The sequence below is a fragment of the Leucobacter edaphi genome, assembly GCF_016522535.1.
GTDB classification, from domain to species: Bacteria; Actinomycetota; Actinomycetes; order Actinomycetales; family Microbacteriaceae; genus Leucobacter; species Leucobacter edaphi.
This window is the reverse complement of sequence record NZ_JAEHOI010000002.1, coordinates 244,463-268,311: the sequence shown is the minus strand read 5'-3', so window position 1 is coordinate 268,311 and position 23,849 is coordinate 244,463. Positions and strand designations below refer to the sequence as shown.

At 70.3% G+C, this 23,849-nt stretch carries 26 protein-coding genes; 11 read left to right on the top strand and 15 right to left on the bottom strand.

Features of this window, described 5'->3' with window-relative positions; translation table 11 throughout:
* Positions 1 to 3: 3 nt before the first annotated feature.
* Together JD292_RS02625 and JD292_RS02620 are read right to left on the bottom strand one after the other, a co-directional pair.
* Complete coding sequence (locus tag JD292_RS02625; protein WP_233613242.1) at positions 4 to 687, bottom strand: asparagine synthase; 684 nt, start codon at positions 685 to 687, stop codon at positions 4 to 6.
* Positions 688 to 745: 58 nt separating this feature from the next.
* Positions 746 to 1,450: a metal-dependent transcriptional regulator gene (locus JD292_RS02620; protein WP_369411115.1), complete on the bottom strand. Its 705-nt coding sequence runs from the start codon at positions 1,448 to 1,450 to the stop codon at positions 746 to 748.
* A 71-nt stretch (positions 1,451 to 1,521) separates the two neighbouring features.
* Here JD292_RS02620 and JD292_RS02615 point away from each other — a divergent pair, with 71 nt between their 5' ends.
* On the top strand, positions 1,522 to 1,935 hold the full coding sequence (locus JD292_RS02615; protein WP_200131175.1) for a DUF488 domain-containing protein: 414 nt from the start codon (positions 1,522 to 1,524) through the stop codon (positions 1,933 to 1,935).
* Here JD292_RS02615 and pdxR read toward each other — a convergent pair.
* Entirely contained in the window at positions 1,892 to 3,352 is a 1,461-nt protein-coding gene (pdxR, locus tag JD292_RS02610; protein WP_369411114.1) for a MocR-like pyridoxine biosynthesis transcription factor PdxR, read from the bottom strand. The genes JD292_RS02615 and pdxR overlap by 44 nt on opposite strands.
* A gap of 32 nt (positions 3,353 to 3,384) precedes the next feature.
* Positions 3,385 to 4,242 carry a DNA-methyltransferase gene (locus JD292_RS02605; protein WP_200131173.1) on the bottom strand — a complete coding sequence of 286 codons (858 nt, stop codon included), beginning with the start codon at positions 4,240 to 4,242 and terminating at the stop codon, positions 3,385 to 3,387.
* Positions 4,243 to 4,397: 155 nt separating this feature from the next.
* On the opposite strand from JD292_RS02605, the gene JD292_RS02600 reads away from it, so the two are divergent.
* Positions 4,398 to 4,754 carry a VOC family protein gene (locus tag JD292_RS02600; RefSeq protein ID WP_200131172.1) on the top strand — a complete coding sequence of 119 codons (357 nt, stop codon included), beginning with the start codon at positions 4,398 to 4,400 and terminating at the stop codon, positions 4,752 to 4,754.
* A 24-nt stretch (positions 4,755 to 4,778) separates the two neighbouring features.
* Here JD292_RS02600 and JD292_RS02595 read toward each other — a convergent pair whose 3' ends face one another.
* Together JD292_RS02595 and JD292_RS02590 are read right to left on the bottom strand one after the other, a co-directional pair.
* Entirely contained in the window at positions 4,779 to 5,888 is a 1,110-nt protein-coding gene (locus JD292_RS02595) for an enoyl-CoA hydratase/isomerase family protein (protein ID WP_200131171.1), read from the bottom strand.
* 67 nt (positions 5,889 to 5,955) lie between these two features.
* On the bottom strand, positions 5,956 to 7,326 hold the full coding sequence (locus JD292_RS02590; protein ID WP_200131170.1) for an MFS transporter: 1,371 nt from the start codon (positions 7,324 to 7,326) through the stop codon (positions 5,956 to 5,958).
* Positions 7,327 to 7,389: 63 nt separating this feature from the next.
* Between JD292_RS02590 and JD292_RS02585 the strand changes: the two genes are divergently transcribed.
* The 5 genes from JD292_RS02585 to JD292_RS02565 all read left to right on the top strand — a co-directional run bounded on the left by JD292_RS02585 (position 7,390) and on the right by JD292_RS02565 (position 11,656).
* Entirely contained in the window at positions 7,390 to 8,226 is an 837-nt protein-coding gene (locus JD292_RS02585) for a DUF3097 domain-containing protein (protein ID WP_200131169.1), read from the top strand.
* Between the two features lie 128 nt (positions 8,227 to 8,354).
* Positions 8,355 to 9,236 carry an arginase family protein gene (locus JD292_RS02580; RefSeq protein WP_200131168.1) on the top strand — a complete coding sequence of 294 codons (882 nt, stop codon included), beginning with the start codon at positions 8,355 to 8,357 and terminating at the stop codon, positions 9,234 to 9,236.
* Positions 9,233 to 9,667 (top strand): Fe-S oxidoreductase, encoded by a 435-nt coding sequence (locus JD292_RS02575; protein WP_200131167.1) that lies wholly within the window; start codon positions 9,233 to 9,235, stop codon positions 9,665 to 9,667. Before JD292_RS02580 ends, JD292_RS02575 begins: the two co-directional genes overlap by 4 nt.
* A gap of 42 nt (positions 9,668 to 9,709) precedes the next feature.
* On the top strand, positions 9,710 to 10,807 hold the full coding sequence (locus JD292_RS02570; protein WP_200131166.1) for an alpha/beta fold hydrolase: 1,098 nt from the start codon (positions 9,710 to 9,712) through the stop codon (positions 10,805 to 10,807).
* A gap of 111 nt (positions 10,808 to 10,918) precedes the next feature.
* Complete coding sequence (locus JD292_RS02565; RefSeq protein ID WP_200131165.1) at positions 10,919 to 11,656, top strand: tyrosine-protein phosphatase; 738 nt, start codon at positions 10,919 to 10,921, stop codon at positions 11,654 to 11,656.
* A gap of 11 nt (positions 11,657 to 11,667) precedes the next feature.
* Here the strand turns inward: JD292_RS02565 and JD292_RS02560 are convergent, their stop codons facing one another.
* Both JD292_RS02560 and JD292_RS02555 read right to left on the bottom strand, forming a co-directional pair.
* Positions 11,668 to 11,916 carry an anti-sigma factor family protein gene (locus JD292_RS02560; protein ID WP_200131164.1) on the bottom strand — a complete coding sequence of 83 codons (249 nt, stop codon included), beginning with the start codon at positions 11,914 to 11,916 and terminating at the stop codon, positions 11,668 to 11,670.
* Positions 11,916 to 12,542, bottom strand: coding sequence for a sigma-70 family RNA polymerase sigma factor (locus tag JD292_RS02555; protein ID WP_200131163.1), 627 nt, complete (start codon positions 12,540 to 12,542; stop codon positions 11,916 to 11,918). Before JD292_RS02555 ends, JD292_RS02560 begins: the two co-directional genes overlap by 1 nt.
* A gap of 105 nt (positions 12,543 to 12,647) precedes the next feature.
* Here JD292_RS02555 and aroA point away from each other — a divergent pair, with 105 nt between their 5' ends.
* From aroA to bcp, 3 genes are all read left to right on the top strand, one after another.
* Positions 12,648 to 14,123, top strand: coding sequence for a 3-phosphoshikimate 1-carboxyvinyltransferase (gene aroA / locus JD292_RS02550; protein WP_200131162.1), 1,476 nt, complete (start codon positions 12,648 to 12,650; stop codon positions 14,121 to 14,123).
* Positions 14,120 to 15,178 carry a ribosome small subunit-dependent GTPase A gene (rsgA, locus tag JD292_RS02545; RefSeq protein WP_200131161.1) on the top strand — a complete coding sequence of 353 codons (1,059 nt, stop codon included), beginning with the start codon at positions 14,120 to 14,122 and terminating at the stop codon, positions 15,176 to 15,178. Before aroA ends, rsgA begins: the two co-directional genes overlap by 4 nt.
* A 131-nt stretch (positions 15,179 to 15,309) precedes the next feature.
* Positions 15,310 to 15,783: a thioredoxin-dependent thiol peroxidase gene (gene bcp, locus JD292_RS02540; protein WP_200131160.1), complete on the top strand. Its 474-nt coding sequence runs from the start codon at positions 15,310 to 15,312 to the stop codon at positions 15,781 to 15,783.
* Positions 15,784 to 15,881: 98 nt separating this feature from the next.
* Here bcp and JD292_RS02535 read toward each other — a convergent pair whose 3' ends face one another.
* Positions 15,882 to 16,316, bottom strand: a complete 435-nt coding sequence (locus JD292_RS02535) for a hypothetical protein (RefSeq protein ID WP_200131159.1) — start codon at positions 16,314 to 16,316, stop codon at positions 15,882 to 15,884.
* Positions 16,317 to 16,514: 198 nt separating this feature from the next.
* On the opposite strand from JD292_RS02535, the gene JD292_RS02530 reads away from it, so the two are divergent.
* Entirely contained in the window at positions 16,515 to 16,763 is a 249-nt protein-coding gene (locus JD292_RS02530) for a WhiB family transcriptional regulator (RefSeq protein WP_200131158.1), read from the top strand.
* A 793-nt stretch (positions 16,764 to 17,556) separates the two neighbouring features.
* Here JD292_RS02530 and argG read toward each other — a convergent pair.
* From argG to JD292_RS02500, 6 genes are all read right to left on the bottom strand, one after another.
* Positions 17,557 to 18,978: an argininosuccinate synthase gene (gene argG, locus JD292_RS02525; RefSeq protein WP_200131157.1), complete on the bottom strand. Its 1,422-nt coding sequence runs from the start codon at positions 18,976 to 18,978 to the stop codon at positions 17,557 to 17,559.
* A 303-nt stretch (positions 18,979 to 19,281) separates the two neighbouring features.
* Positions 19,282 to 20,289 (bottom strand): malate dehydrogenase, encoded by a 1,008-nt coding sequence (locus JD292_RS02520; protein ID WP_200131156.1) that lies wholly within the window; start codon positions 20,287 to 20,289, stop codon positions 19,282 to 19,284.
* 65 nt (positions 20,290 to 20,354) lie between these two features.
* Complete coding sequence (locus JD292_RS02515; RefSeq protein WP_200131155.1) at positions 20,355 to 21,578, bottom strand: PQQ-binding-like beta-propeller repeat protein; 1,224 nt, start codon at positions 21,576 to 21,578, stop codon at positions 20,355 to 20,357.
* A gap of 46 nt (positions 21,579 to 21,624) precedes the next feature.
* Positions 21,625 to 21,810, bottom strand: a complete 186-nt coding sequence (locus JD292_RS02510) for a hypothetical protein (RefSeq protein WP_200131154.1) — start codon at positions 21,808 to 21,810, stop codon at positions 21,625 to 21,627.
* The gene (locus JD292_RS02505; protein WP_200131153.1) at positions 21,774 to 22,751 is read right to left on the bottom strand and encodes a hypothetical protein; all 978 of its coding nucleotides are present in this window, start codon (positions 22,749 to 22,751) and stop codon (positions 21,774 to 21,776) included. Before JD292_RS02505 ends, JD292_RS02510 begins: the two co-directional genes overlap by 37 nt.
* 125 nt (positions 22,752 to 22,876) lie before the next feature.
* Entirely contained in the window at positions 22,877 to 23,713 is an 837-nt protein-coding gene (locus JD292_RS02500; RefSeq protein WP_200131152.1) for an aldo/keto reductase, read from the bottom strand.
* Positions 23,714 to 23,849 lie beyond the last annotated feature (136 nt).

Sequence of the window (23,849 nt, the reverse complement as noted above, 5' to 3'; positions counted from 1 at the left end):
GGCTCAGGAGTCGTCGCGATCCTTCTTCAGGAAGCGGCGCGTCTTCTGCGGTTTCGGATCCTGCTTCTGAATGAGCGAGGTGAGGTCCTTCTCGATGAGCTGCTGGATCCGCTCGTCCCTCGCCTCGCGATACTCGTCCGAGTCGCCCCCGCTGTAGTACGGGTGCGTGGCCCGGTCGGCGAGTGAGCCGCCGATCTCGTCCCACGCGAGGTTGCGCGAGCGGGTCGCCGTCTCCTGCAGGTATTCCGGATCGTCCGCGCGCTTACGGAGCTCCTCGGCAACGCGCTCGTACACCTCCTGGCGGTGGCGCAGGGTGCGATTGTCGTCGTTGCCGTAGTCGGATTCGCTCCACGAGCTGCGGCCGGTGTCGCGGATCTCATTGCGCATCCGCGAGATGTGCCTGGCATCGCGTTCGCGCTCAGCCGCGAGCTCCTCGGTTGCCGATTGCACCATGTCGACGATCTGACCGGCGTCGTAGGCAACGCGCTTCTTCAGCGCGTTCATGATGATGGCGTTCTTGACGCTCATCCGCACGGCGACCTCGGCAACGAGAAGTCCCTGCTCGACGATCTCCTCGACGGGCGCGAGCACGCGTCGCGGGAGCCGGCGCGCAGGGCGCGGCTTCGCGCGACTCTTCTTCTTGAACCAGCCGAACACCGCACTCCTCTCGAGCCCTTTGCGGGCCACTTCGATTATCCCCTATCGGAGCCGTGCGTGACGCAAGGATCTCGAATCGTGTCCTGCGTCAGGCCCGAGCGGGCGCGTCTGCGACCGCAGCGCCCGAGGAGACCCACACGGACGATGCCGCTGCCGCCCCGAGGCTCACGACCTCGTTCGTTGCTGCGATGCGCACCGTGACCGTCTCCGAGTACGGCTCGGCGGGGAGCACCTCGAGCTCGGCGTCCACCACCAGCCCCTTGCTGGCGAAGTACTGCAGCATCTCCGTGTTCGAATCGGAGATGCGCTCGACGCGGGCGGAGCACGGCGAGGGGACCACGGCGAGGGTGACGGCGTCGGGCCGGTGCACCCGGCCGTCTGCGCTCGGGATCGGGTCGCCGTGCGGGTCGCGCGTCGGGAAGCCGAGGACGCGGTCGATCCGGTCGATGAGTTCATCGGAGACGGCGTGTTCGAGCCGGTCGGCCTCGTCGTGCACCTCGTCCCACTCGTAGTCGAGGTTGCGCACGAGGAAGGTCTCGAGGAGGCGGTGACGACGGATCATCGACACGGCGTTCTCGCGCCCGGCATCGGTGAGGGTCACGCTGCCGTAGCGGGCGTGACCGATGAGCTCCAGGTCGGCGAGCTTGCGGAGCGCGTCGGAGACGGTCGAGAGACGAACCCCTGCGGACTCGGCGATCGCCGAGTTCGAGACGGGCACGTCCGACCACTCCTGCAGGCCCCAGATGACCTTGAGGTAGTTCTGCATGCTCGGGGATAAATCGTCGACACTCACACGGTTGATTCTATCCATCGGGCCCCGAATCGGGGCTTCCCTTCAGGACAGCCCTCGACAAGACTGGGGCGATGGACATCTCGATGGAGCGGGTCTATGAGTCCCCGGATCCCGGCGCCGGTCAGCGCGTCCTCGTCGACCGCCTCTGGCCGCGCGGCGTTTCGAAGGAGCGCGCCGATCTCGACCTGTGGGCGAAGGAGGCGACGCCGAGCACCGAGCTCCGGCATCGCTGGCACGAACCCGGTGCGACCGACACCGCCGCGGGCAGGGAACTCCTCGCCGCAGCGCTGCGCGCGGAGCTCGAGTCCGGCCAGCAGGCCGTCGCGTTCGCCGAACTGCTCGCGTTCGTGCGGAAGGCCGACGCGGTCGTCCTGCTCACCGCCTCGAAGATCATCGAGCGCAGTCACGTCCCGGTGATCCGAGCGCTGCTGCTCGAGCGGCTCACCGACTCGGAGTCTCCTCGATCCGCGCCGCGGCGTCGATAAGATCGCGCAGTCGCCCGAGCGCGCGAACGAACTCGGCGTCGTCCGAGCCTCCGATGCCCAGCACCAGGCCGCGCATCGCGGTGTGCGCACCATCGTGCTGCCAGTAGCCGCCGAGCCCCTCGGCGCCAAGGCCCTCCTCGGCGACTCCCGAGAGGAGCGCGGCCTCGCGCAGCGCCCGTGTGCGCGGATCCCCCGCGACGAGCTCGATGACGGCGTGCAGGCCCCCGTCCATGGGACGCACCCGAACCCCGCTCGCACCCGCGAGGGCGTCCGAGACCGCGTCGCGGCGTGCGGCGTAGCGGCGGAGCATGCGGGCCGTGTGGCGCCTGAGCTCCCCGCTTCCGAGGTACCGCGCGAGGGCTCCCTGCACGACGCTCGACACGGGGCCGCCGAGATCGCGGCGCACCGGTTCGAGCCGGGAGCGGAGTCGCTCGGGCGCGAGCAGGAAGCCCGCGGAGAGCGCTGGCGAGAGCGTGCGGGAGAACGTGCCGAGCAGCACGACCGAGCCGTCGACGGGATCATCGAGCGCGGCGAGCGCCGGCAAAGGCGACCCCGTAAAGCGCAATTCGGAGTCGTAATCGTCCTCGATCACGATCACGCCGGTGCGGTGCGCCCAGCTGAGGAGCTCGCGTCGGCGCGGCAGCGGAAGAGATCCGCCGAGCGGGTACTGGTGGCTCGGGGTGACGATCACGGCGTCGAGAACGCCGTCGGGAAGTCTCGCGGTGTCGAGGCCCTCGTCGTCCGCGGGGAGCGCGACGATGCGGGCGCCGTGACGCGCGGCCGCGCCGCGCAGGGTGGGCAGGCCGGGATCCTCGACGCCGATCACGAACTCGCGTCCTCGGCCGCCGCCGAGCGCGTCGATGAGCAGGCCGAGGCCGTCGCGCGTTCCCGCCGTGACGATCACGTCGCGCGCCGGGCGGGCGGTGCCGCGGGTGAGCCTGAGGTGCTCGGCGATTCTGGCCCGGAGTTCCGGATCGCCGAGCGGCGGGGCGACCTCGGCGAGACGGCTCGCCGATTCCTTCCACGCGGCTCTCCACGCGGGACCCGTCACGGTGTCCGCGATCGGAATCCCCGGGGCGAGCGGTCCCGGCCGTGACTCGTCGGCCGGCGGCTGGCCCGTCGTCGAGCCGTCAGGACCCGCGAGCGGGGCGTCCGCCGCATCCCCTCGGGACCATGCCTCGGCGAGCGCGGGATTCACCGCCGTGCCGCGGCCGTGCACCGCGGTGAGGTATCCCTCGGCGACGAGCTGCTCGTAGGCCGCGACGACGACCCCGCGCGCGATACCGAGCCGCCTGGCCAGCTCCCGCGTCGCCGGAACGGCCTCGCCGGGGCGCAGTGTGGCCGCATCGATCGCCTCGCGCAGCGCGGCGGCGAGCTGCACCGGCAGCGGCACCCCCGTCGAACGGTCGAGGCTCACGGGAAACTCCGCCCGCGCCCGGGGCCCCGCGCTCATCGGAACGCCGCCCCGGTCGGGGCGAGCCGCCCGCGCATCACCGCGAGCGCCTCCGGATTATCCTCGAGCAGCACGAACTTCCGCCCGAGTTCGGCGGCGGCGGCCCCCGTCGTCCCGCTGCCCGCGAACGCGTCGAGCACCCAGTCCCCCGGCCGCGAGGACGCCTGCAGGATGCGGCGCAGGATCCCGATGGGTTTCTGAGTCGGGTACCCCGTCCGCTCCTTGCCGGTCGGCGAGACGATCGTGTGCCACCAGGTGTCGGTGGGCAGTTTCCCGCGGATCGCCTTCTCCGCGGTCACGAGCCCCGGCGCCATGTACGGTTCCCGGTCCACGGCCTCTGCATCGAAGAAGTAGCGGTCCGGATCCTTCGCGTAGACGAGGATGTTGTCGTGCTTGGGCGGCCAGCGGCGCTTGGTGCGGCCGCCGAAATCATAGGCCCAGATGATCTCGTTGACGAAGCACTCCGGGCCGAACATCGCGTCGAGCAGCACCTTCGCGTAGTGCACCTCGCGATAGTCGAGGTGGAGGTAGAGGGTGCCGTCCGGCGCGAGCAGTCGCCAGGTCTCCTCGATCCGCGGCTCGAGGAACCCCCAGTAGTCCGCGAAACGGTCATCGTAGGCGAGCGTGCGCTCGCGCGTGACGGCGTAGCCCTGGCCCCGGAAACCCAGGCGGCCGCCCTCCTCCGGCGAGGCCCGCACGCCGCGCACGCGCTCGGCCTGCCGGGCGCGCCCCGTGTTGAAGGGCGGGTCGAGGTACACGAGCGTGAACGCTCCGTCGGGAAGCGCGCGCAGCACCGGGAGGTTATCGCCCTCGACCACGAGGTCGGGGCCGCTCGGATCCCAGGGCGCGCTCACCCGCCCAGCGTATCGGGCGCGGCGATCCCTGAACCGCCGAGACCACCCCACGGAGCGAAAACCCTGGTGCGACGCGCGATCACCGAATACGGTCGAATCGGGCGCGGTTCCGCGCCCCTCGTCAGCGGCCCGGCCGCGCGCCCCCAGGAGGAACCATGGCCCGACTCGGAATGATCACGTTCGACACCGCGGATCCCCGCCCACTGGCCGCGTGGTGGGCCGAGCGGCTCGGCGGGAAGATCGTGCACGACATGGACGGCTGGTTCTGCATGGTGCAGGCAGATGCGGTGCCGGTGGCGCTCGGCTTCCAGAAGATCGCGGACCCCACGCCCGGCAAGAACCGGGTCCACCTCGATCTCGAGCGCTCGCCGGGCGAGGAGCGCGACGCCGTGGTCGCGGAGTGGACCGCGGCGGGTGCCACCCATCTCGGCACGCGGGGCGACGAGAACTTCGCCTGGGACACCTTCGAGGACCCGGCCGGGAACCAGTTCTGCATCAGCGACACGCACTAGCCGGGGCCGTCCGGTGCCGCGAGCCTAGGCGGGGAGCTCGAGCGTGGGCTCCCCCGCCACCGGCTCGGGGTTCACGAAGCGAGCGAATTCTTCGGGGTTGAGATCCTCGATCCGCGCTGGGCTCCACCGCGGGCTGCGATCCTTGTCGATGATCTGCGCCCGCACCCCCTCCGCGAAGTCGGGACGGGGCGCGATCCGGCCGAGCAGGCGCAGATCGTCGCTGAGGACCTCGCGCAGGCCGAGCCCCTCCCTGCGGGTGCGGTCCAGCTGCGCGAGCGTCACCGCGATCGAGGCGGGGCACATGGCGCGAATCGTGCCGACCGCCGCCGCGACGCGCTGGTCCGCAGCGGCCGTGGCCTCGAGCGCCTCGATGAGGCGCAGAGCCGCGGCGGCCGGGTCCTCAGAGGCCGCGGGGTGATCCGCCCCGAGCGCCTGCTCGGCGATCGGATCCCACCACTCGCGAACGCCGAGCACCGGAGACGCCTGCGGCATCGCAGCGAGTTCCGCAATGGCGGAGGTCGGCTCCTGGCCGGCGGCGAGCGCCCCGCGAAGCTCGGCGAGGCGCTCGGAGGGCACGAGCGCGTCCGCGAAGCCGAGTGCAACGGCGTCAGCGCCGGACATCTCCCCCGCGGTCACGGCCAGGTACTCGCCGAGCCTGCCGGGAGCGCGCGCGAGCAGCAGGTGTCCCCCGACGTCCGGGGCGATGCCGATCCTCGCCTCCGGCATGGCGAGGCGACTGCGCTCCGTGACCACGCGGTGCGCGGCGTGGCCGCCGAGACCGATTCCGCCGCCCATCGCGATGCCGTCCATGAGCGCGACAACGGGGACGCGCGACGCGGCGATCGCCCAATCGACGCGGTATTCGCGGGCGAGGATGGCCGCGGTGTCCGCGCTCGAGAGTTCCTTGACGTCGCCGCCGCCGCAGAATCCGCGATCGCCAGCGCCGTCGAGCACGATCACCCGGCTGCCATCGGCGTTCGCTGCGGCGATCGCCTCATCGAGCAGCGCGAACATTTCACTGTTCAGCGCGTTGATCGCGCGGGGACGATTGAGGGTGATGCGGGTCGCGACGCCGTCTCGCGCCGAGAGAACGAGGGGCTCGCGCGGCGCGTCGGGGATGCTCGGACTGGTCATGCCGCCACGGTAGCAGCAGCCCCCGACAACGGGGGCGGCCGTGCCGGGCGCGAGCGGCCGCCCCCGGCTACGGCGTCGGCGAGTGCGCGTCGTAGCGCTGGAAGCCGCGCGCGAAGCGGAGCAGCAGGAGCATGATCGCGACGATCACGACCCCGCCAAGCAGCGCGGGGGCCCAGATCGCGATCAGGGTGGCGATCCCGCCCGCGAGCAGATCGCCGACGCGCGGCCCGCCAGCGACCACCACGTAGAACAGGCCCTGCATGCGCCCGCGGACGTCGTCGGGTGCGGCGGCCTGCAGGATCGTCGTGCGGAACACCGCGCTCACGTTGTCGGAGGCCCCGGCGCCCGCAAGGGCGATCCCCGCGAGCACGATCGCCGGGATGATCGGCTCGGACGGGGCGATCCCGCCGCCGGCGAGGCTCGTCACGAGAAGGACCACTCCGAACAGTGCGGTGCACACACCGAAGGCGGCGATCGCGAGCGTGACCGCGCGCCCCTGCCGACGCACGAACCCGAGCGGCCCAGAGAACAACCCGCAGATCAGGGCCCCGAGCGCGAAACACGCCGTCAGCACGCCGACGGTCACCGGCCCGCCGCCGAGCACGAGCGCGCCTGCCGCAGGGAACACCACGCGCGGCGTACCGAAGATCATCGCGGTGAGATCCCAGACGAACGTCGCGCGAATATTGGGGGCGCCGCGGAGGAAGCGGATGCTCTCCACCACCGAACCGAACCCGGGCGCCGACTTCTTCCCGTCCGGCACCATCGCTGGCAGGCCGAGAATCCCGACGAACGCGCCGGTGAAGAGGACCGCGTCGAGGAGGTAGGTCCACGGCACCCCCACCGAAGCGACGAGGATTCCGGCGATCGCGGGCCCCACGGTCACCGCGAGCCCCATCGTGATCCCGTTCAGCGCCGCCGCCGCGGGAAGCAGCTGCGGCAGGAGCAGCCGCGGCAGCATCGCCCCTCTCGTGGCCCCCATGATCGTCGCGCTCGCCGCATTCACCGCAGCGAGCGCGTAGTAGGGCCAGGTGAGTTCGACCCGCAGGAACGCGATGAGGGCCATCGTGCCGATGCTCGTCCAGGCGATCACCGCCGTGATCAGGGATACTTTGCGACGATCGAAGGTATCGGCGAGGGCTCCCCCGACGAAGCCCGCGAGAATCATCGGGCCGAGCGCCCACAGCGCGACGAGCGACACGGCGAGCGTCGAGTGGGTGATCTCGTAGATGTGCAGGCCGACGGCGACGATCGTCACCTGCGCCCCGATCTGCGCGATGGACGTACCGATCCAGAGCCGCGCGAAGGCCGGACTCTGCTGCAGCGGGCTCAGGTCGACGAGCAGTGACCTCAGCCGCGATCCGCGCCGCGGGGATGCCTGGCCGCCGTCCTCCGGCGCAGCATCGGAGCCGCCTTCCCCGTCGCGCCTGTCGTCCACCGCATCAGCCTAACCGAGCGCGCCGCGGCCGTCTCCCCCCGTGTCGGAGCTAGGCTCGGCTGCGTGTTCGACGACCGCTACGATTCCGATCCCCTCGCGCGCATGAAGCCCCGCCGCGGCCCGGTCGCGCGCACCGACGTGCCCCTCGCGAAGGGGCTCGTGATCGAGCACACCGAAACCGAGTGGTGCGGCGCCGTCGTCGGCGCCCGCGAGGGACTCGTCCAGCTCGAGGACTTCCGCGGAAGGGTGCGCGCTTTTCCGCTGAGCGACGGCTTCCTCATCGACGGGAAGCCGATCAGGCTCGTGGCGCCGAAGAAGTCCCCGGCGGGGCGGACGCGGACCGCGTCGGGATCCTTCGCCGTGGCGCAGGAGCGCGCGCGGGTCGCGATGCCGAGCCGGATCTTCGTGGAGGGCAAGCACGACGCCGAACTCGTTGAGCAGGTGTGGGGCGCCGATCTGCGGGTCGAGGGCGTGGTCGTCGAGATGCTGCAGGGCGCCGACAACCTCGCTGAGGTGCTCGGGGAGTTCGGACCGGGACCGGATCGTCGCGCGGGCGTCCTCCTCGATCATCTCGTTCCGGGGAGCAAGGAGAGCCGCATCGCCGAGGCGATCGCGCGCGGACCGCACGGCGCGAACGTCCTCATCGTCGGGCACCCGTTCGTCGACATCTGGCAGGCGGTGAAGCCCGAGCGCGTCGGGCTCGAGGCGTGGCCGACGATTCCCCGCAGCATCGAGTGGAAGCGGGGCATCTGCCTCGCCCTCGGCTGGCCGGGGGACGAACCGGCCGACATCGCCGAGGCGTGGGCAAGGATCCGCGGCAGGGTGCGGCACTTCCGCGACCTCGAACCCGAGCTCGTCGGCCGCGTGGAGCACCTCATCGACTTCGTGACCGTCGGCTGAGCCGCGGCGCGGCCGCTCCGGTTCCCGCTGTTCGCCCGCCGCGGATTCTCCGGAATTCGAGCGATTGATCAGGGCGGCACGGGCGTATTCTGAGTCGAGGAGAGTCACCACGACTCGCAGGAGGTTCCGTGTCCACAGCCATGTTTCTCGTCATGCCCGAGTGGCAGGGATCGCCCTCGTCGCGCGCCATGCGCATCGCAGAGGGAGCCGCCCTGCTGCGCGAGGATCTCCCCGCAGCGTCCCGCCGAGACGTCGCCGTCCCGCTCGAGGCCGGCGACTCGCTCGGCACCCCGGTCGCGCGCCTGAGCGGCCTGCTCCGCGCTCAAGAGGCGGCGCGCGAGCCGCTCGCGGAGGCGGCGGCAGCTGGGCGGCCCGCGATCGTGCTCGGCGGCGATTGCGCCTCATCGCTCCCCGCACTCGAGGCGGCGCAGCGCGGCGCGGACGACCGAGGCGAACGCCTCGCCGTGCTCTGGTTCGACGCGCATCCCGACCTGCAGGACCCCACGACCTCGCCCTCGGGAGCGGCCTCGGGAATGACCCTGCGGCACGCCCTGGGACGCGGCGCAGAAGATCTCGCTTCCGGATCGCCGGCGGCCGTCGAGCGCGTCACGCTGATCGGCACGCGCGCCGAAGATCCCGAGGAGGTCGCCGAGGCCGAGCGGCTCGGGCTCCGCCGGATCTCCCCCGAGCGGCTCGGCGCCGAAGACGAGGCGATCGCCGCGGCGCTCGCCGACGCCCTCGCCGACGCCGATCGGGTCTACGTGCACATCGACCTCGACGTGCTCGACCCCGCGGAGTTCTCCTCGGTGCACAGCGCGGAACCCTTCGGTCTCACCGTCGCCCAGCTCACCGCGGCCGTGCGCGCCGCCGTCGCCCGGCTCCCGCTCGCCGGTGCCGCGATCTGCGAGTTCGCACCGGCCGACGAAGCCCAGGCCGCCGAGGATCAGCCCTCGGTGCTCCGCATTCTCGCCGCGCTCACCTCCGGCGGCGGCAACGGGGCCCCGGCATGACCCACGCCGCCTCAGACCCGGCAGCAGCGCCCACCGGCGATCCCTACCGGGGCAGGAAGCCGCTTCCGCTCGCGTGGCTCGGATACGCCTACGCCACCGCCGTCGGCCTCGCGTGGGGGTCGATACTGAGCACCGGAAGGATCGAGCGCCGTGACGGGCTGTGGATCTTCCGCGGGATGCCGAACTGGGCGTTCGGCCGAGGCGGCAGCTGCGTCGGGGCCTGCTACCTCACCGACACGAACATCAGCGAGGCCGTGATCAGGCACGAACGGGTCCACCGGAGCCAGTGGCGGCACTACGGCCTCCTCATGCCCCTCCTGTACTTCCGCGCCGGCAGAGATCCGCTGCGCAACCGCTTCGAGATCGAGGCGGGGCTCGAGGACGGCGGCTACCTCCGCAGAGTGCCCGACGCCGAGTCCGAGGGCGTCTGACACCGGGAGCGCGGATCGCGCGCGAGCGACTAATCTGAGCGCATGACCGCCGCAGGTGACCCCGCAGACGATGAATTCCGCTTCCTTGCCGATGACGCGAAGCGGATCGGCCGATCAGCGCCGCTCCCCGAGGTGCGCCGAATCTCCCTGCCCGACGGCGAGGGCCGCACCATCTCAGCGCTCGCCTTCTCCCCGGAGGACCCGCCAGAGCTCGCGGCGCTCCACGGCGCCGGACTGAACGCGCACAGCTTCGACCCGATGCTCCTCGCACTCGCTCGACCGGCGCTCGCCGTCGACCTGCCAGGGCACGGACGCAGCGACTGGCGCTCCGACGCCGACTACCGGCCGCAGACGATCGCGCCGGCCGTCGCGCACGCGCTCGCGGCGGCCGGCGTGAGTGCGGAGGCTCCCGTCCACCTCGTCGGGCACTCGCTCGGCGGCCTCGTCGCCGCCATCGTCGCCGCGAGCAGCCCCGAGCTCGTATCGCGGCTGACGCTCGTCGACATCACCCCGGGGGTCGCGCGCCGCGCGGCCGCCGCAGCAGTTCCCGGGCCCGATGACGGCGCCGATCCCGATCCCGATGCCGCCGCTGGGGGCCCCGCTCCGGGTGCTGCCGACGCTCCCGGCGCTCCCGGCGGACCGGGGGCTCCCGACGCTCCCGGCGGACCGGGGGCTCCCGACGCTCCCGGCGGGGTCGCGGAGTTCATCACGGGCCAGCGGGACTACGGGTCGATCGAGGAGATCGTCGATCGGGCGGTCCGCTTCGGGATCGGATCCGATCGTGCAGCGCTCACCCGCGGTGTCGCGCTCAATACCCGGCGACGCCCCGACGGTCGGCTCGAGTGGACGCACCACCTCGCGCACCTCAACGGGCTCCCCGGCGGGGTCACCGCGGCCGCGGCGGAATCACCCGGCGACGCGGCGACGGATCCCGCCGAGCCGCTGTGGCTGGCCCTCGCCGGGCTCTCGGCCGCCGGCCTCAGGATCGGGCTCGTGCGGGCCGACCAGGGAATGGTCGACGATTCGCTCGAGACCGAGTGGCGGGAGCGACTCCCCCGCGCCGCGGTCGTCACCGTCGCCGGCCCGCACAACCTCCACGAGGCGTGCCCTGGCGAGCTCGCGGCGGCGCTCCGCGACTAGCGCCCAGCGCCGGGCCCCCCGGGCGCCCCGGTCCGCTCGCCTCGCTCCGGGCGCCCCGTGCGTCCCGGTCCACTCGCCCCGCGCCGCGCGCGGATCTGCGAGGATGGCGGAATGGCCAACGCTCCGCTCCCCATCGCAGGCACCTGGAACCTCCGTGACCTCGGAGGGTATCGCGCCGACGGCGGTTCGATCCGCCCGGGAGCGTTCTACCGCTCCGACGCGCTGGCAAGGATTGGTGAGCCGGGCCGCGCGCAGCTCGCCGAACTCGGCATCGCCAGGGTGATCGACCTGCGCGACGACTCGGAGCGGGCCTTCGCCCCCGACGACGTCGACGGCGTAACCGAACTCCTCGCGCATCCGATCTTCCCGAGCGCTGGCGCCCACGTCGCCCGGAGGCTCGACGTATTCTCGCTCACCGAGATCATCTACCTCGAGCACGCCGACACGCTCATCGAGGCCCTCCGGCTGCTCGGCGGTGGCGCCGGGGACCTCCGTCCGGCCGGAGCAACCCTGTTCCACTGCACCGCAGGCAAGGACCGCACGGGAGCGGTCGCGGCGCTCGCGCTGCTCGCAGCCGGCGTGGACCGCGACGATGTCGTCGACGACTACGTCGCGTCCGAGGCCAACCTGCGGGGCGCATGGCTCGAGGCGCACCTGGAGCTCGTGCGGCAGCGCGGACTCGAGATCACCCCGGAAATCCGCGGGCTGATCGGGAGCACACCCGCGCGCGCGATCGAGAACGCGCTCGACGCGGTCGAGACGCGCTTCGGGAGCGTGCGCGACTATCTGCGGGCGCACGGCATGACCGACGCGGAACTCGCGACGCTCCACGCCGCGTTCGTCGCCTGACGGCGCCGGGCTCAGACCCGCTCGCGCAGCCCCTTCAGGATCGCGTCGCGCAGCTCCTCCGGCGGGCAGTTCGCGATGTTCTCCTCGTCGCAGGCGCGCTTCACGACCTCAGTGAGGCTGGCGCACGCGTTCCGCTCGTCTCGGCAGCCGTCGCAGTTGGCGATGTGCTCGCGGATCGGGGCCGATTCTTCGGCGCAGAGCTCACCGCGGAGCAGCTCGTACACATTGGCCTTCGCCTTGTCACAACCGCAGTCGCTCATCACGCGTCTCCCTTCGCAGCCGTTTTCTTCGCCGCTGACGTTTCCTTCGTACCCAGTCCAACGCCCTGCTCGCCCGCGTATTCCCCGAGCGTCTTGCGCAACCGGGCCCGGCCGCGGTGGAGACGGCTCATCACCGTGCCGATCGGCACCTCTGCGATGTCGGCAATCTCCTGATAGCTGAACCCCTCCACATCGGCCAGGTAGACGGCCATGCGGAAATCCTCCGGCAGCGCGTTGAGCGCCTCGGTCACGACGGTGTCCGGGGTGCGGTCGATCGCCTCGGCCTCGGCGGACTTCGCCGACATCGCCGTCGTCGATTCCGCGCCGCCGAGCTGCCAGTCCTCGAGATCCTCGACCACCCCGAGGAAGGGCTCGCGCTGTTTCTTACGGTAGGTGTTGATGTAGCTGTTCGTCATGATCCGGTACAGCCACGCCTTCAGGTTGGTGCCCTCCTGGAAGGACGCGAACGCCGAGTACGCCTTGAGGAAGGTCTCCTGCACGAGGTCCTGCGCGTCCTGCGGGTTGCGGGTCATCTTCATCGCGGCCCCGTAAAGCTGGTCGAGCATGGGCAGCGCCTCGTCCTTGAAGCGCGTTTCGAGACGGGTCTGCTCGGCGGAATCACTCACATTTCGATCCTATCCCGCTCCCCCTGGGCGCTGCGCGAGCGCGGCGGTGCTCGCGCCATGCCCGATCCCGGGCCTTTGTCGGCGGTCCCGGATAGACTCGTCTCGATGCTGATCGCGAAGATGAACTCGGGCAAAGATGACGATGGCGCGCGCTCGGAAGAGGGCGCGGGAGAAGTGACGCCCCCGTGGGCCGCACCCGTGGCGGAGGGGCCGCTGCGCGCCCGCGTTCCGCTCCCCGGCTCGAAGTCGCTGACCGGCCGCGAGCTCGTGCTCTCGGCGCTCGCCGAGGGGCCCGGCACGCTGAGCGCCCCGCTGCACTCGCGCGACTCTGCCCTCATGATCGATGCCCTGCGCGCGCTCGGCACGCACATCGAAGAGCTGCCTGGGGGCGGCGAATTCGGGGGTGACCTGCGGATCGAGCCCGCGGCCGAGCTCCTCGGCAGCACATCGATCGCGTGCGGCCTCGCGGGAACGGTGATGCGTTTCGTGCCGCCGATCGCCGCGCTCGCGCTCGGACCGGTCGCCTTCGACGGCGATCCCTACGCGCGGAAGCGTCCGATGCGTCCCCTGCTCGACGCGCTGCGCGCGCTCGGAGCGGACATCTCCGACGAGGGGCGCGGCTCCCTGCCGTTCACGGTGCACGGCACCGGCGGGCTGCGTGGCGGGCGCGTCGAACTCGACGCCTCGCTGTCGAGCCAGTTCGTCTCCGCGCTGCTCCTCGCCGCCCCGCGCTTCGCCGAGGGCGTGCACGTCGTGCACACGGGCGACCGCGTCCCCAGCACACCGCACATCGAGATGACCCTCGCGGCGCTTCGGGCCCGCGGTGTCGCCGCGGAATCCCCCGCCCCTGGCGAGTGGACGGTCGCGCCCGGGCCGATCGCCGCGCGCGATGAACGGATCGAACCCGATCTGTCGAACGCCGCCCCCTTCCTCGCCGCGGCGATCGCCGTCGGCGGGGAGGTCTCCGTTCCCGGCTGGCCCGCAGAGACGACCCAGGTGGGCGATCAGCTCCGCGAACTCCTCACCGCGTTCGGCGGCACCGCCGAACTCGACGAAGCAGGCACCCTCACCGTCTCCGGCTCCGGGCAGATCTCCGGCGCACGCCTCGACATCCCCGAGGCCGGCGAACTCGCGCCGACGCTCGTCGGCCTCGCCGCCCTCGCCGCGCAGCAGGGACACGAGAGCGAAATCACCGGGATCGGGCATATCAGGCATCACGAGACCGACCGGATCGCCGCACTCATCGCGGAGATCAACGGGCTCGGCGGCTCCGCGGAAGAGCTTCCCGATGGGATCAGGATCCGGCCGGCCGAGCTTCACGGCGGCGTGTGGAAGAGCTACGCCGACCACCGGATGGCCACCACGGGGGCCCTGATCGGGCTCTGCGTTCCCGGCGTCGAGGTCGAAGACGTCGCGAGCACCTCGAAGACCCTGCCGCAGTTCACCTCGCTCTGGCACCGCATGCTCGGAATCGCCCCCGCGAGCGGAGAAACCGCCGACGAGAGCACGCTTCCTTCGAACGGCAGCCTCGCCCTGGGCGGCTTCCTCAGCGGCATCTTCGAGGGGCTGGGCGGCTCGTGAGCTGGCTCCCGATCGACGACGACGAGGACGTGCCGTACGGGGAATACGCTGACCACCAAGTGCGCCAGCGCCCCAATCCGAAAGCGAACCGGCCGCGCACGAAACGCCGCCCCGACCACGCGAATGCCGTAACCGGCATGGTCACTGCGGTGGATCGCGGCCGCTACTCCGCACTGATCCCCGAGGGCGCCGACGCGGAGGACCCGACGGAGCGCGACATCATCGCCGCCCGAGCAAGGGAACTGCGCCGCACCCCGATCGTGATCGGCGACCGCGCCCAGCTCGTCGGAGACACGAGCGGCGATCCCGGGACGCTCGCGCGCATCGTCGGCATCGACGAGCGCCGCACGCTGCTCCGGCGCAGCGCGGACGACAGCGACACCGTCGAGCGAGTGATGGTCGCGAACGCCGATCAGATGCTCATCGTCGTGGCGGCAGCCAACCCGGAGCCGCGGGTGCGGCTCGTCGACCGCTATCTCGTCGCCGCCTACGACGCGGGGATCCAGCCCCTCCTGTGCATTACGAAGACCGATCTCGCCGATCCCGAGCCGTTTCTCGCGCACTTCGCCGCCCTCGAGGTGCCCGTGTTCCGCTCCGCGATCGGCCACGAGCCGCTCGCCGAGATCCGGGAGGTGCTCGCCGGCCGCACCACGGTGTTCGTGGGGCACTCGGGCGTCGGCAAGTCGACGCTCATCAACTCGCTCGTTCCAGATGCGGCGCGCGCGACGGGGCACGTGAACGAGGTCACGGGCCGAGGCCGGCACACCTCGTCCTCCTCCGTCGCATTCCGCGCCGCGACGCCGGGGTGTGCAAACGGCGACTCCGGCTGGGTCATCGACACCCCCGGCGTCCGCTCGTTCGGGCTCGGCCACGTCACCACCGACGGCATCCTGCGCGGCTTCACCGACCTTGCGGCGATCATCGACGGCTGCCCGCGCGGATGCACCCACCAGGCAGATTCCCCCGATTGCGAGCTCGACGCTGCGATCGCCGATGGCCGACTCGACGCGATGGGCGCGGCCCGCGTCGAATCGCTGCGCCGCCTGCTGAAGTAGGCCGCGCCGATCCGCCGCGCACCGGCCGGTCAGCCGCGCACCGGCCGGTCAGCCGCGCACCGGCCGGTCAGCCACGCACCGGCCAGTCAGCCGCGCACCGGCCGGTCAGCCATCTTCGCTAGGCTGGGGGCATGGCCGCACGCGTGATTCTCGAACCAGGTATGCCCGCCCCCGACTTCTCGCTTCCCGATCAGGATGGCAAGACGCGGACCCTCGCGGAGTTCCGCGGCTCGAAGGTCGTGATGTTCTTCTATCCCCAGGCCATGACCCCGGCCTGCACGAAGGAGGCCTGCGAGTTCCAGGAGTCCACGGCCCCCCTCGAGGCCGCGGGATACCGCGTGATCGGGGTTTCTCGGGACGCCGTCGAGCGCCTGCGCCGCTTCGCGGACCGCGACGGGCTCGAGTACCCGCTGCTCAGCGATCCCGAGCTCGTCACGCACAAAGCGTACGGGGCGTTCGGTGAGAAGAACAGCTACGGCCGAATCGTCGAGGGCGTGATCCGGTCCACCTTCGTCATCGACGAGGAGGGCACGATCGAGCACGCGCTCATGAACGTGAAGGCCACGGGCCACGTCGCGCGCGTGCGCAAGATGCTCGGCGTCTGAGGCCGGGCGAACGCGCAACTGCTCACCGCTGGCGCACCCGTCGCGGTGTCCGCAGCGCGCCCGTCGTTGAGTTCGCAGCGCGCCCGTCGCGGCGCGCTTCAGCCGTTCGCGGTCTCGCCGCTCGCGACCGACCCCTGCTCGAGGTTCGGTCGCGCCAGAATCGCCGCGACGAACCCTATGAGGGCCGCCGCGAGCAGGGCGACCCCGAGACCCACCATGGGTCCGAGGATCCCCTGCAGCACCCCCGTTGCCGCGGCAAAGAGCAACACGTGGATGGTCAGCGCCGATCCGCGCACCCAACTCGCCCGCCCGCGCAGGGCGCCGAAAAGCGTGATCGCGATCCACAACCACCAGATCGCCACCGCGAGCAGCAGGCTCAGGCGCTGCGTCAAAGGTTCGTCCGCGGCACGGATGAACCCGACCACGACGTCCCACAGCAGCACCCCGCCCGCGATGGTCTCGAGCGCGAGCAGGACGCGCAGAATCACCCACGCAGCGCGTGAACGAAGGTGTTCTGCAGGTGTCGAGGTCATTTCGGCTCTCTTTCGGGGCGATTTAACATTACCTATTGATTTGCGCTTGTAACCGTGAAACTATATAACCCGTCGAGTTTCGCGCACACCGAGGTGGGCAATCTCAGCCACAACACAGGTGATCACGGCGCGAGTTCTAGGCTACCCGGCCTCTCATGTATTCGCGCCTGTGCGAAGTACAACTAGGAGGACCCCACGATGGATTGGCGTGAACAGGCTGCGTGCCTCACCGTTGACCCGGAGCTCTTTTTCCCGGTCGGCAACACCGGCCCTGCCGTAGAGCAGATCGAGCGTGCGAAGGCCGTCTGCGCCCGCTGCACCGTCACCGAGATGTGCCTGCAGTACGCAATGGACACCGGCCAGGACTCCGGCGTCTGGGGCGGCCTCAGCGAGGACGAGCGCCGCGCCCTGAAGCGCCGCGCCGCCCGCGCGCGCCGCGCCTCCTAAGCGCAGCGCGTCCACGACGAATGGCCCCCGGGAAACCGGGGGCCATTCGCGTGTGCGGGGGCCCTCCCCGGCCGCGCCGCGGTGCGTCGGCCTCGGCCCTGCCCTCGCCGAGCTCCTGCCCTCGCCGAGCTCCTGCCCTGGCCGAGTTCCTGCCCTGGCCGAGCTCCTGCCCGCCGCCCTCCCTGCCCTGGGCGTGCGTTCCATAAGCAATGTGCGTTAGATAAGCCCGAAATCGCGTTTTTCGACTTATCTAACGCACATCGCTTATTTTGTGATCGCCTCCAGCGGGTTCCACGCGTGGGAAACCCGCGCGCCGCAAGGACAACGCACCGGCACCGGTATCGGCCGCAGACGATCGAGACATCAGCTCCGTCCGGTCCTGAACCCAGCCCCGTCCGGCTCCGACCCTTCCGCCCTTGGCATCGCCCGGGACCGCTCCTGGGCGTGCGTTCCATAAGCAATGTGCGTTAAATAAGCCCGAATTCGCGTTTTTCGACTTATCTAACGCACATCGCTCATTTTGTGAACGCTTCCAGCGGGTCTCCCGCTGGGGTCCGGGCACCGGTTCGAGCGCCACCTGCCTCGGCCCGCAGCACGCGCCACCTGCCCCGGCCCGCACCCGCGCAACCCGCACACGCGCAACCCAACACACGCGCAACCCAACACACGCGCAACCCGCGCACGCGCCACCCGCACACGCGCAACCCGCGCACCGCGACCGCGCACTCGCGAAACCCCCGGTCGGCCGCGAGTGTTCTCGCTGCCGACCGGGGGTTTCGCTGCGACCGAGCGCCTAGTCCGTGCCGGTGTCGAACGCGGCCGAGAGGCCGAGCACGTCGGCGTGCTCGTTGATGCCGGTGACCGCCTCGGCGATCTCCTCTGCACCACCCTTCTCGAGCTCGCCCACGAGCTCGGCGGTCGCGCCGCCGACGAGGCCGAGCTGCGCGTACTGCTCGAGGCGAGAGCGCGAGTCGGCGATGTCGAGGTTGCGCATCGTGAGCTGGCCGATCCGGTCCTCGGGGCCGAAGGCGGCACCGACGGTGCGCTCCATGGAGAGCTTCTCGGGGTGGTAGCTCAGGTTGGGGCCCTCGGTGTTGAGGATCGTGTAGTCGTCGCCGCGGCGCAGGCGCAGCGTGACCTCGCCCGTGATGGCCGAGCCGACCCAGCGCTGCAGCGCCTCACGGAGCATGAGCGACTGCGGGTCGAGCCACCGGCCCTCGTACATGAGGCGGCCGAGGCGGCGGCCGTCGTTGTGGTAGCTGGCGAGGGTGTCCTCGTTGTGGATCGCGTTGACGAGCCGCTCGTACGTGATGTGGAGCAGCGCCATGCCGGGCGCCTCGTAGATGCCGCGCGACTTCGCCTCGATGATGCGGTTCTCGATCTGGTCGGAGACGCCGAGGCCGTGGCGGCCGCCGATCGCGTTCGCCTCGAACACGAGCGCCACCGGGTCGTCGTACTCGACGCCGTTGATTGCGACGGGGCGGCCCGCCTCGAAACGCACCGACACCTCCTCGGTCGGAACCTCGACGTCCTCGCGCCAGGCGGCGACGCCCATGATCGGCTCGACGATGTCGAGGCCGGCGTCGAGGAACTCGAGCTTCTTCGCCTCGTGGGTGGCGCCCCAGATGTTGGCGTCGGTCGAGTAAGCCTTCTCGGTGGCGTCACGGTAGGGGTAGCCGTGCGCGACGAGCCACTCGCTCATCTCGTGGCGGCCGCCGAGCTCCTCCACGAACTGCTTGTCGAGCCACGGCTTGTAGATCCGCAGCGACGGGTTCGCCATGAGGCCGTAGCGGTAGAACCGCTCGATGTCGTTGCCCTTGTAGGTGGAGCCGTCGCCCCAGATGTCGACGCCGTCCTCCTTCATGGCGCGGACGAGCAGCGTGCCCGTCACGGCGCGGCCGAGGGGCGTCGTGTTGAAGTAGGTCTTGCCGCCGGAGCGCACGTTGAACGCGCCGGTCTGGAGGGCGACGAAGCCCTCTTCGACGAGGGGTCGCTTCGCGTCGACGTAGCGCGCGATCTCCGCGCCGTACTCCTTGGCGCGGTCGGCGACGCCGTCGATGTCAGGTTCGTCATACTGGCCGATGTCAGCGGTGTACGTGCAGGGCACCGCGCCCTTCTCGCGCATCCACGCGACCGCGCAGGAGGTATCGAGGCCACCGGAGAAGGCGATGCCGACGCGCTCGCCCACGGGAAGAGAAGAAAGTACCTTGGACATACTCTCTATCCTAGGGCGCGCACGCGGCACGCTTTGACCGGACCGGGCGTGAAACGGCGCCGATCCGCCGCGGATCCGCCGCGGATCCGCTCCGAATCGGATCGGGATCCGACTCGAAACGGATCGGGACCTGACCCAAACCGGGCCTGCGCCCGCCCCGAAACCGATCAGAACCCAACTCACATCGGATCAGGATCCGCCCCGGCCCGAGAGCGCCGAGCCGTTCCCGCGGCACGCGCAGGGCACGAGGTACGAGGCACACGCAGGGCACGAGGCACGAGGCACGGCCGCGCGCCCTGCGCCTCAGACGAGCCCGAGCTCCTCGACGGCCTCGCGCTCTGCGACGAGCTCCGCGACGGAGGCATCGATCCGGCCCCTGGAAAACTCGTCAACCGACAGCCCCTCGACGATCTGCCACTCGCCGCCGGCGGAGCGCACCGGGAACGAGGAAATGAGCCCCTCAGGCACTCCGTACTCGCCGCGCGAGTGGATCGCCGCGCTCGTCCACGGGGCCGGTCCCCCGTCCCGCGCGGCAGGCGTGCCGAGCACCCAGTCGCGCACGTGCTCGATTGCGGCGTTCGCCGCGGAGGCAACGGAGGATCCGTCGCGCACCTCGATGATCTCGGCGCCGCGCTTCGCGACGCGCTCGATGTAGGGGCCGCGGCCCCACTCGGCGCCGACGACGTCGATGGCGGGTGCCCCGTCGATGGTCGCGTGGCTGAGGTCGGGGTACTGGGTGGCCGAGTGGTTTCCCCAGATGGTGATGCCCTCGATCGCGGTGACGGGCCGCGATGCCTGCGCGGCGAGCAGTCCGACGGCCCGGTTGTGGTCGAGGCGGGTGAGCGCGGTGAAGCGTTCGGCGGGCACGTCGCCAGCGTTGCGCTGCGCGATCAGCGCGTTGGTGTTGGCCGGGTTGCCGACGACCGCCACGCGGACGTCGTCTGCGGCGTGCACCCCGATGGCGCGGCCCTGCGGCCCGAAGATCGCGCCGTTCGCCGCGAGGAGGTCGCCGCGCTCCATCCCCGGCCCGCGGGGCCGCGAGCCCACGAGCAGCGCGACGTTCGCCCCGTCGAATGCGACGTTCGGATCGTCGCTCAGCTCAACGCCCTCGAGCAGCGGGAACGCGCAGTCCGCGAGCTCCATCGCGGCGCCCTCGGCGGACTTCATTCCCTGCGGAATCTCAAGGAGCCGGAGCCGCACGGGCCGATCCGGCCCGAGCATGTCCCCCGCCGCGATCCGGAAGAGCGCCGCATAGCCGATCTGGCCGCCGGCCCCGGTGAGGGTGATCGTCGTGGGGGTATTCCGTGTCATGCCGAGCTCCTTATGTCGATCCTGCGTCCGAACGGGAAATTGTGCACTGGGGTGATGGGCCGAGCCTACTTCTTCGGCATGACCAGCACACCGGCGCCGGTCGCGCTGTCATAGGAGCGGATCACACCATCGATGATCTCGAGTGATTGTCCCGGTGCGGGGGCCGAGCCGTACTGCTTCCCCTTCGCGTCGAAGAACTTCGCCTCATTGTCGTCCACGACCAGGACCGTGTTCCCCGAGGCGCTCGATTGAACGTCGGGGGTTGAGTACGACTCGTACACGGCCCCTGAAGGAAAGAACTTCACGCCGTTATCGTCGAACGCGGCAACCGGCTTCCCCTTCGCGTTGACGGCATTCACCGTGTTGCGTTCCTTGGCGTCGGCCATGGAGTAGAACACGCCAGCCGGCGCGCCGGGCAGGATCACCGTGCCGTGCGATTCGAGTTTCTTGCCCGTGTAGTCGAAGTAAGTGGCCTCGCCGTCCTTGTACGACTGCGGGCCGAGCGAGAACCCATCGGAGAACCACTCAATCGACGCGACCTCGCCCGACTTCGGGGTCTCTGGCACGGTGAGCTTGCCCGTGCTCGTGTCGACGACCTTGTAGGTACCGAGATCGCCCGTGGTCGCGCAGCCGACGTATTTCCCGTTCGGGATGAGCACGCAGTCGGTGGACTCCTGGGGCGGATCGGTCTGCCAGTCGATCTTTCCGTCGGTCGCTTTCACGACGAGGCCATTGTTCACCGAGGCGTAGACCGATCCGTCGTGCTCGCCGAGCACCTGGAAGAACTGTGCCCGATCCGCGACCATGTACGGCTGCCCGATCTGCTTGCCCGTCTTCGGATCCGCCCGCCAGTAGTTACGGTCGTCCATGTCGCTGATCGGGCTTTCCCCGTACCACTGGTTCGGCGACATGTAGAGCACGCCGTCGATCATGTCGGTGGGGTTGCACGCGCGGCTGGGGAGATTCCAGAGTTCCTTGCCGGTCGCGGTGTCGATCCCCACGATCCCCGAGCGTGCGTACCCGGCCTTGCTTGTGGGGCGCGGAAGCATGCGCACGAGAACCGTGTGGTCCTTCGAGAAGCCGCACACGTCCTCGCCTTCCTTGATCTGGATCGTCTCGCCGGGACCGTTCTTGTAGTCCTCGAGCATCCAGCCGGATTTCGTTCCCTCGGGATGGAACGTGAGGCCGTTCGGGTCGGGATATTTGGAGCACCCCGCGAGGAGCAGCGCCGCCCCGATTCCGAGTGCCGTGAGCGCGGCCGCGCTCCGGCGTCGCACCTGCGTGTTCATAGTTACTTCCTGTTCCGTTCGACTTCGGCCGCGGCCATTTCCGATGTCACGCCTTCGGCGGGATCACCGTTCCCCCGCTGCCCGCGTTGCGAGCGACGAGGATCCCGTTGATGCAAACGATGTCATCGACGTTGTACGTGGCCGATTCGCGCTTCGTGCCCTTCGCGTCGTAGAGGACGACGTTTGCCATGTCCTTCACCACGATCGCGTCACCGCTTGCGTCGGTGACCACCGTCGCTGCGGAATCGGTGTCGATTTCGCGGTCGCCAAGGCGTAGAACGCGCCCGTCGGGGAGAACGGCATGACGTCGGTGGTTCCGGTACCGAGCTTCTTCCCCGCGTAATCGAAGTAGCTCACCTCGCCCTCTGAGGATGATTCGGGCCCGATGGAGTAGCCGTCGGTGTACCACTCTGGTGAGGTTGCTCCCGCCTTCTTCGCGGTCTCGCGCACGAGAATCTCTCCGGTCTTGGCGTCGAGCACGCGATACGTGCCCTCGTCCGCGGGCGTCTCGCAGCCGATCTTGTCGGCGCCGAGGATGTAGACGCACTCCTCGACTTGCTTGCTTTCCTCGGACTGCCACTCGATCTGGCCGTCCTTGGCCTTGACCACCAGGTGATTGTTGATTTCCAGGAGCACGGCGCCGTCTTCGTCACTGAGGACCCGAATCGTCGCGGGCGCCTCCGCGCGCAGATAGGGTCGGCCGATCTGCTGACCCGTCTTCGGGTCGATCCGGAGATAGTTCTGCTCGTCGCCGGCCGCGATCGAGGCGCCTGGATAGATGTCCTTGGGCGAGAGGTGGAGCACGCCGCCGGCGAACTGGTCCTCGTGGCATTGTCTGCCGGGGATCTTCCAGAGCTCGGATCCGGAGGCGAGGTCGATGCCGACGATTCCCATTTTCGCGACTTCCTCCTCCGACATCGGGCCGGCGAGTCGCTTCACGAGCACGGTGCCGTCGTCGGAGACGCCGCAGATCGACTCCTGGTCGTCGAGCTCGATGGGCGTGCCGAATCCCTGTGCGTAGCCGGGCGTGAGCCAGCCGCCCTCCGGCGCGGTGAACGAGAACTTCAGGGTGCTCGGATCGGGGCCCCCTCCGGAGCAGCCGGAAAGCAGGAGCGCCGCGGCGGCGAGCGCCGCGAGTCCCGTCCCGATTGCGGTCCGGCGTGTGCGCGGCATGGGTCCTCCTGGGTCTCGCGAGTGGGTCGCTCGCCGCGGTGCGTGGCGACCCACTGATGAGAATAACGCAGGAAACACCCTGCGAATCCATAGGAAACGCAGAATTTACCCCGGACCCCTCCTGGTTACCGGATGTCGAAGGTCCTCGGATCGGGGCCGAGGTTCGTTCCCGCCTCGTAGGCGTCGATCGCGGCCACCTCGTCGTCGCTCAGCGCGAAGTCGAAGATGTCCGCGTTCTCCACGAGGCGCTCGCGGCGCGTCGTCTTCGGGAAGATGATCCGACCCTGCTGCACGTGCCAGCGGAGCAGCACCTGCGCGGGCGACTTGCCGTGCGCCTCGGCCGCGGCCAGCACCTCGGGGCGCTCCAGCAGGTCCGACTTGCCCTGCGCGAGCGGACCCCAGGCCTCGATCGCGATGCCGTTATCCCGGCAGAACGCGGTGAGCTCGGGGCGCTGGTGCAGCGGGTGCAGCTCGATCTGATTGACGGCGGGCACGACCCCGGTCTCGTCGATGATCTGCTGGAGATCCTCGATCTCGAAGTTCGAGACGCCGATCGACTTCGCGCGGCCCGACTTCTGGATCTCGATCAGGCCCTTCCACGCCTCGAGCGCCTCGCCGAACATCGCCTGGGGCCAGTGGATCAGGTAGAGGTCGACGTACTCCAGCCCGAGCTTCTCCAGGCTCTCCTCGAACGCCTCGACGGCGCGCGTCTGATCCGAGTTCCAGAGCTTCGTCGTGACGAAGAGCTCCTCGCGCGGGATCCCGCTGTTGCGAATCGCCGCGCCGACCTCGGCCTCGTTCCCGTAGATCATGGCCGTGTCGATGTGGCGGTAGCCCGCTTCGAGCGCCTCGGCCACGACGCGCTCGGTGTCCTCCGGCGCTACGAGATAGGTGCCGAGCCCCAGCTGCGGGATCGAGGTCCCGTCGCGGAGTTCGATGCGGGGAATGTCGAGTGCGGTCATCGTGCGCCTTCCGTCCGTTGGAAATCGTTCCACAGCATATTCGTCGTGAATACGTCGCCTATACATTGTTGCGGATCCGGCGCCGCTCGAAGGCCCGTTCCGCGGACCGGTCAGGGACTTCGCAGCGAGCGCTCCG